7 protein-coding genes are annotated in these 7094 nt (G+C 58.0%); all 7 read right to left on the reverse strand.

All coding sequences use genetic code 11. The features are described from left to right. The coding region (locus IQK56_RS27970; RefSeq protein ID WP_193901902.1) for a flagellar protein FliS at positions 1–130 on the reverse strand (130 nt) is incomplete at its 3' end. A 139-nt stretch (positions 131–269) separates the two neighbouring features. Then, complete coding sequence (gene fliD / locus IQK56_RS27975) at positions 270–1661, reverse strand: flagellar filament capping protein FliD (RefSeq protein WP_150675834.1); 1392 nt, start codon at positions 1659–1661, stop codon at positions 270–272. 80 nt (positions 1662–1741) lie between these two features. After that, a complete protein-coding gene (locus IQK56_RS27980) occupies positions 1742–2092 on the reverse strand; it encodes a flagellar protein FlaG (protein WP_150760396.1) in 351 nt (116 codons plus the stop codon). A gap of 74 nt (positions 2093–2166) precedes the next feature. Then, the gene (locus IQK56_RS27985) at positions 2167–3591 is read right to left on the reverse strand and encodes a flagellin N-terminal helical domain-containing protein (RefSeq protein WP_053133208.1); all 1425 of its coding nucleotides are present in this window, start codon (positions 3589–3591) and stop codon (positions 2167–2169) included. Positions 3592–3856: 265 nt separating this feature from the next. After that, positions 3857–4786, reverse strand: coding sequence for a ketoacyl-ACP synthase III (locus IQK56_RS27990; RefSeq protein WP_150675837.1), 930 nt, complete (start codon positions 4784–4786; stop codon positions 3857–3859). 276 nt (positions 4787–5062) lie between these two features. Then, the gene (locus tag IQK56_RS27995; protein WP_150675838.1) at positions 5063–6703 is read right to left on the reverse strand and encodes a flagellar hook-associated protein 3; all 1641 of its coding nucleotides are present in this window, start codon (positions 6701–6703) and stop codon (positions 5063–5065) included. A 14-nt stretch (positions 6704–6717) separates the two neighbouring features. Next, a partial coding sequence (locus IQK56_RS28000; protein WP_279649481.1) for a flagellar basal body rod C-terminal domain-containing protein occupies positions 6718–7094 on the reverse strand: 377 nt, incomplete at its 5' end.

Genomic DNA, 7094 nt, shown 5'->3' on the forward strand with positions numbered 1-7094 from the left:
CCTTGGCCTGGGCCATACGGTCGAGCCCACCTTCCATCAGCATTTGCACCAGGCGATGCGGGCTGGCTTCGGAGATCTGAGCATGGGAATTGACCTTCTGGTATTGGCGAAGGGCTCTCATGGGATTCATGTTTCTACCTCGTGACAGGCGACAGCGAAAAGGATTCTAGTAACCAATATGTCGACGGGTTCGCAAAAAGCTTTAGCCCCAGTCGTCCCGCGATAAAAAAAGGCCAGGCAGAGTGCCTGGCTTTTTGGTCAGCAGCGGATCAAGTATTGGTCTTGACGTTATTCAGCGCATTGAGCGTGGTCATGACGCTGGTGCTTTGCTGGCGCAGTTGGGCGACCAGGGTGTCCATGGCGTTGTACTTGGCCGACAGGCTGTTGGTGAGCAGGGTCATGCGCTCGTCGAGCGTGGCCTGGTCCTTGGTCAGGTCCTTCAGCGTATTCGACAAGGATGTCGAACGCGTCGCCAGGATACCGGTACTCGCCTTGGCAAAGTCATCCGTGGCGCTTTTCATCCGCGCCAACATGCCATCCTTACCGCTGAACATACTGTTGATGTCGGCGCCGTTGGTTTTAACCGCCGCGTCCCACTTCTTGTCATCGATCGCCAGCAGACCCGTGCTCGAACTGGTGGTCACGCCGAACTGCGCCAGGGACTTGAACGCACCGGTGCCCGACAGCGCGTTGAACTCATTGCGGATCGTGCTCTGCAACGAACGCATGGTCGAGTCGCCGGTCAACGCTGCCGCCGTGGTGCTGCCGTCCAGGTTCGTGGTGACCTTGGTTTCGGCGTTCATGGCAGTGATCAGGGCGTTGTAGGTGTCAATGAAACCCTTGACCCCGGACTTGAGCGCGGTGTTGTTGGTGCTGACGGTGATGAGCGTGGCGTTCTTGTCACCCGTATTGCCCGTTTTGTAAGTCGACGCAGCTACCAGCTTGATATCCACGCCACTAAGAGCACCAGTGATGGTGTTGGACTTGGACACAGACGAAACACCATCGATGCTGTAGAGCGCATCCTTGGGCGGATCAACGACCGTGGCCCCTACATCCAGCCCCGAGGTGCCAGAGAGCGTGAGGTCCGAGCCCGTCCCCATATTGGTAGAGGTCAGGATCAATCGAGAACCGTTGGAGTCGGTCTGGATGTTGGCACTCAGACCCGATGTACCGAACTGGGTATTGATCGAGTCACGCACCTGCTGCAGGGTCGCACCCGCGGGAACGCTGAGGTCGTATGACTTGCCCGATTGACTGATGGTCAACGTGGTCGGCTTATCCGTCGCGTTGACAACCGTCGAAGTGCCACCACTGAAGTTTTTGCTCGACAGCTTGGACGCCTGGGCCAACTGGTCGACGATCAACCGGAAGCTGCCGTTCGAGGCCGTATTGCTGGCCGTCATGGTCGCGGTCTTTTCATCCGACGACGAACCGCTCAAACCGGTGAAGCTGCTGTCCTTGGACATGGTGTCCAGGGCGTTACGAAACGCATCCAGCGCTGCCTGAACCTTGCCGATCGAAGACAGCGTGGTGGTCGCCTTCGCAGACGCGGTATTGATCTGCGTTTGCTTGGGCACCTTTTCGGCGTTGACCAAGGATGTCACGATCGCTTGCGTATCGATGTTCGAACCGATACCACTTACCGTTGAACCCGCCATCATCTATCTCCTGTTCGGTGGCTGCCGTTATCTTGACTTATTACGCCTCAAGACCAGACAGCAACAAGTTTCATGCCAGCTCAGACCTTGTCGTCAAACAACAAGTTGCTTGCGCTGCTGAGGTTCTGTGCCAGCTTCAAGGCTGTTTCCGACGGAATCTGGCGAATCACTTCACCATTGTCGGTATTGATGACCTTGACCACCACGCGGTGGGTGGAGTCATCAATGGAAAAGTCCAGGCTACGCTGGGTAGCCTGAACGAAATCACGAATATCGGTTACTGCTTTTTCCAGGTCGGCGCGTGCGGGCTCTTGGCTGATCGCGGGCGTTGCCTGGACATTCATAACGCTGTTGTCAGTCACTACCTTGGCAGATGCGCTTGGAGGTGCAACCGGCGGATAAGACTGGTTCAGCTTTACACTCATGTCCATGTCCAATCTCCTCTAAACCGAAAAAACGGAAGGGCACGTAGACGCGCCCTTCCGTTAGTTACCAAGCGCTGGGATTACTGAAGCAGCTTCAGTACAGCGGATGGCAGCTGGTTAGCCTGCGACAGGATCGCGGTGGAAGCCGACTGCAGGGTTTGTTGCTTGGTCAGTTCGGCGGTTTCGGAAGCGAAGTCGACGTCCTGAACGGTGGAACGTGCAGCGGTGGAGTTCTTCTGAATGTTCTGCAGGTTGTCTGCAGTGGTAGTCAGACGGTTCTGAGTAGCACCCAGGCCCGAACGAACGCCGTCAATGGTGCCGATGGCCTTGTCGATAACAGCCAGCGCGTTTTGAGCGTTGGTAGCGTCGGTCACGTCGGTGTTAGAGATGGTGGTCTTGGTCGACGAAACGGTAGCAGCCGAGAACAAGTCCGATACACCAGTACCAGCGTCGCTCAGGGAGTAGCCTTTAGCCGAATCCAGGGAAACCTGACCGGTTACAACGATTGCAGCAGCACCCAGAGCAGCCGGGGTGGCGAATGCGCCAGCGCCGTCTTTAGCGCCAACCAGGATGTTGGTCTGGGCGTTGGCATCAGCACCAGAGAACGACAGGTTTTCGCCGGAATCCGACTTAACCGACAGGGTTTTGTTGGATTCGTCGTAGTTAACGCTGATGCCCAGTTTGGCAGCGTTCGATTTCAGCTGGTCAGCCAGGCCGGCCAGGTCCTTCACGCCGACGAAATCAACAGCATTACCGCTACCTACAGCCAGTTTGAAGTTCGACGGAGTGGCAGCGCCTACTTCCAGTTTGACTTCAGTGCTGGCGGTAGCGGTCAGGCCACCGATCGAACCGTTCAGGCCCGCAGCGATGTCTTTGGCCGAAGCGCCTGCAGCGTAAGTTACGGTTTTGGTCTGACCGTTGCCGGTAACAGTGATGTCGCCGCCAGCCAGGCCAGTTGCGCTAGGCACGATGGCCTTGGTTTTGACCTGCTGCGAACCAATGTTGTTGGCTGCAACGTTTTCCAGGCTCAGGTTGATGGTTTCGTTAGCGTTGGCGCCAACCTGGATAGCTTTGGTACCGTACGAACCGTCCAGCAGCTTCTGGCCACCGAAAGTAGTGGTTTGCGAGATACGGGTCAGTTCCGAAGTCAGAGCCTGGTATTCGTCGTTGTTCGACTTACGGTCGTCAGCGCTGAGGGAACCAGTAGCGGAAGACAGAGCCAGGGTACGCATTTTTTGCAGGATGTCGGTCGAAGCCTGCATCGCGCCTTCAGCGGTCTGAGCGATGGAGATACCGTCGTTCACGTTTTTTACTGCTTGGCCCAGGCCGTTGATTTGGCTGGTCAGGCGGTTAGCGATCTGCAGGCCGGCAGCGTCGTCTTTAGCGCTGTTGATACGCAGGCCGGAAGACAGGCGCTGCATGGAAGTGGCCAGGGCGCCGCCAGCTTTGTTCAGGTTGCCCTGAGTAGTGATCGAAGCAATGTTGGTGTTTACTGTTAAAGCCATGACGAAATCCTCGTTGGATGGATACTGCGGCTTCCGGCCCTGGCAACCGCCGGGTGTGGCCTGAGAACCTACGTAATAGTTATCGTCGTGGTAGCCGGTTGCTTGAGGATTTTTTTGATTTTTTTTGCTGGCGCCGTGCCACCCCTTGCAATTCAAGGGTTTACGCAGGCGCAAACCCCCTATTTCATTGGCTTTTCTGGCGCCAAATAAAAAACGCCGATGATCTCTCGATCATCGGCGTTTTTTCATAGACCCTGCTAAAGGGTCACGGGCGATACAAAATCGCCGAACCCCACGACAGGCCCACACCAAAACCGCTGATTGCCACGCGCTTCCAGGTGGCGTCCATCACATGCTTTTCCAGCAGCAGTGGAATGCTCGACGACACGGTGTTGCCGGTCTCGACCATGTCCTTGATGAACTTCTCCACTGGCGCATCTTCGAAACGCCGGGCCACGGCGTCGACAATGGCCGCACTGCCCTGGTGAATGCAGAACGCGTCAATCTCATCGGCCGCAAGGTCCGACTCGTTGAGCAGCTCGTGCAAATGCGCCGGCACCTTGAGCAAAGCGAAGTTGAACACTTGGCGGCCGTTCATGAAGAACACGCCATCGCTGACCTTCAGGTGCGGCGCGCCGGAACCGTCGGTGCCGAACTTGGACTTGCCCAGCAACCACGGCGCGTCTTCGCCCATCCAGGTAGCGGTGGCGGCGTCGCCGAACAGCATGGTGGTATTGCGGTCTTCCGGGTCGACGATCTTCGAATACGGGTCGGCGGTGATCAGCAGGCCGTTTTTCAGGCCGGTGGCTTCCATGAAGCCCTTCATCGCGTAGATGCCGTAGACGTAGCCGGAGCAGCCCAGGGAAATATCAAAGGCCGCCACATGCGTCGGCAGGCCCAGTTTGTCCTGGACGATGGCGGCGGTGTGGGGCAAACCCTCTTCATCACCGTTCTGGGTGACGACGATCAGCGCGTCAATCGATTCGCGCTTCAGGTCCGGGTTGTTGGCAAACAAAGCGTTGACCGCCTCGACACACAGATCGGAAGTTTCCTGGGCGGCTTCCTTGCGCGGCAGGAACGCCGAACCGATCTTGCCAATGATGAACTCTTCATCCTTGGCGAATTTGGCACCCTGGGCGTAGTTATCGATCCCGTCTGCCGGCACGTAACTGGCGATGCTTTTTATGCCAATCATTGTGGCTTCCCAATACTAAATAGCTGGAGAACACCCCGAGGACTGCGCCCGGAGTGCTGACAATAAAGGGGATAACCCCATAAAAATCTCGCTGAAAGCCGCCCCGCAAGGACCCTGTGACGACTTATCCTTTTCACACGATACAGTGAAGATGCGCTTTATGACTCACAGGTCACTCAATTTTGTGCGTTTTGCGCAAAACGTTTCAACAATTTAGCCCCAGAAACGACAACGGCCCGCCCTGTTTCCAGAGCGGGCCGCTTGACGCGAAGCCACTTACATCTTGTTGAACAGGCTCAACTGCGAGACTTTCACGAATGCCAGCTGCGAGGCTTCGAGCATGGTTTGCTGCAGCGTCAGGTTGATCGCCGCCTCGCCCATGTCGACGTTGGCCAGGGCGCTCATGGTGGTGGTGTTGGCCAAACTGATGCTGGCGTTTGCGCTGGCCTGCACCGTCAACGCATTTTCCCGCGCACCGATGGAGCCACGCACGTTGTCCACCTGGTCGGCCGAGCTGGTCAGGTTACTGACCGCAGCGTTCAGGGCGTTCTGAAGCTTGACCCGCGCCCCCGGAATACCGTCCGCCGGTTGTTCCAGCGCCTTACGCAGTTGGCCCAGGGTATCGAGGGCGTTCTGGGTTTTCTGGGTGGTGTTGCCCACCGAAAACTGATCGCCGACGTTCGGCGTACCGCTCAGTTCGAAGGTGACGCCCGCCGCCGTGATAGTGCTCGGGCCCGGCGGTGTACCGGTGCCAGGGGTGACCACGCCATTGTCCACAATCGGCTTGCTGCCAGCGGTGTACGGCTGGGCATAGACCTTATAGGCGTTCGGGTCGGTGTCGTCGAACTTGATCAATACGCCGCTGTTGGGAAAGGTGCTCGAATAGCTGGCCGCACTGCTGACGCTGGCGTTGGTCAATTGCGCGCTGGAGGTGTTGCTCGCGGTCCGCGCAATGTTGAACCCGTCAGGCTTGGCGCTGAGGCTGAACTCACGCCCCTTGACCAGCGCATCGGCATCAGGCCCGGTGGCGCGGTCGGTGAGGTCTACCGTGATATCGAACTTGACGCCACGCAGGTTGACGCTGGCGCTGCCTTCCTTGGTGGAGTCGAACGTGCCGTTACCGTCAACCTGCGAGGTAATGTCGTTGTTGTCTTTGTCGGTAATGACGTACTGGGTGCTGCTGGTGAAGGTCAGCTTGTACGGCTGGCCGTCGGCAAACTGCCGGGTGTAGTCGGAGCCCGACGTGACCAGGCCACTCGATATAGCGACCTTGTGGTCGTCAACCAGTGGCGGCGAAATCGCCGGCGCCACCGGCGCAGCAGCCGGCGCGAGGTAATTGGCCTGGGTGCGACTGGTATTGACCGCCCCTTCCAGGATCGTCTTGCCGGTATCGCCAGTGCGCACCGTCAGGGTCTCGGAAACCTGCAGGCTCAGCTCGTTCTCATCGCCCTGATAACTGTAAGTGCCATCGTTGTTGCGCGAGTACGGCGGCGTGTCGGTCTTGGAGCCGGAGAACAGATAGTTGCCGGCCGAATCCTTGCTGTTGAGCAAGCCCAACAGTTGATCCTCAAGCGCGCCCACCTCGACCGAAATGGACTTGCGGTCAGCATCGCTGGTCACGCCGCCGGCACGCAGCGCCAGTTGGCTGCCCGCCTGGATCGTGGTGTTGATCGCATCCAGGATGCTTTCTTCGTTCGTCAGCTTGTTCTGAATACTGGTGATATTGCCGCTGTACTGCGACAGCATGTCTTTCTGCTGTTGCAACATCAGCAAGCGCTGGGCAGCCACCGGATCGTCCGAAGCGGTCTGCACACGCACGCCGGAACTCGCCTGCTGCTGGGCCTGTACCACACCCGAATAGTTGTTCTGATACTTGCTGGCACTGGTGTCGAAATACTGCTGTGTAGAAATGCGCATCGTCCCAGACTCCCTTAAAGACTATTGATCAGCGTGCTGAAGGTTTCTTGCGCAGCCTTGATGATCTGCGACGACGCTGTGTAGTACTGCTGGAACTTGATCATGTCGCCCGCTTCTTCATCCAGGTTGACCTGGGACACGGAATTGCGCGCGTTCTTGTTGGCCGTCAACAGCGCGTTGGTGGCCGTGGTGTCCGTGGTGGCCGCTGCGGCCTTGGCGCCAACGGTCGAGACCAACTTGCTGTTGGCCCCCACCAGGCTGGTGCCGCCACTGCCATCGGCCGCCAGGCCTACGGTTGCCTTGGTCTGCAGGTTGAGCAGGGCCTGGGCGTTGCGGTTGTCGGACTTGCCGGAGGCATTGAACGAGAAGGAGGTGCTGTCGCCGTTGGCCG

It is taken from the genome of Pseudomonas cyclaminis (assembly GCF_015163715.1).
Taxonomy (GTDB): Bacteria; Pseudomonadota; Gammaproteobacteria; order Pseudomonadales; family Pseudomonadaceae; genus Aquipseudomonas; species Aquipseudomonas cyclaminis.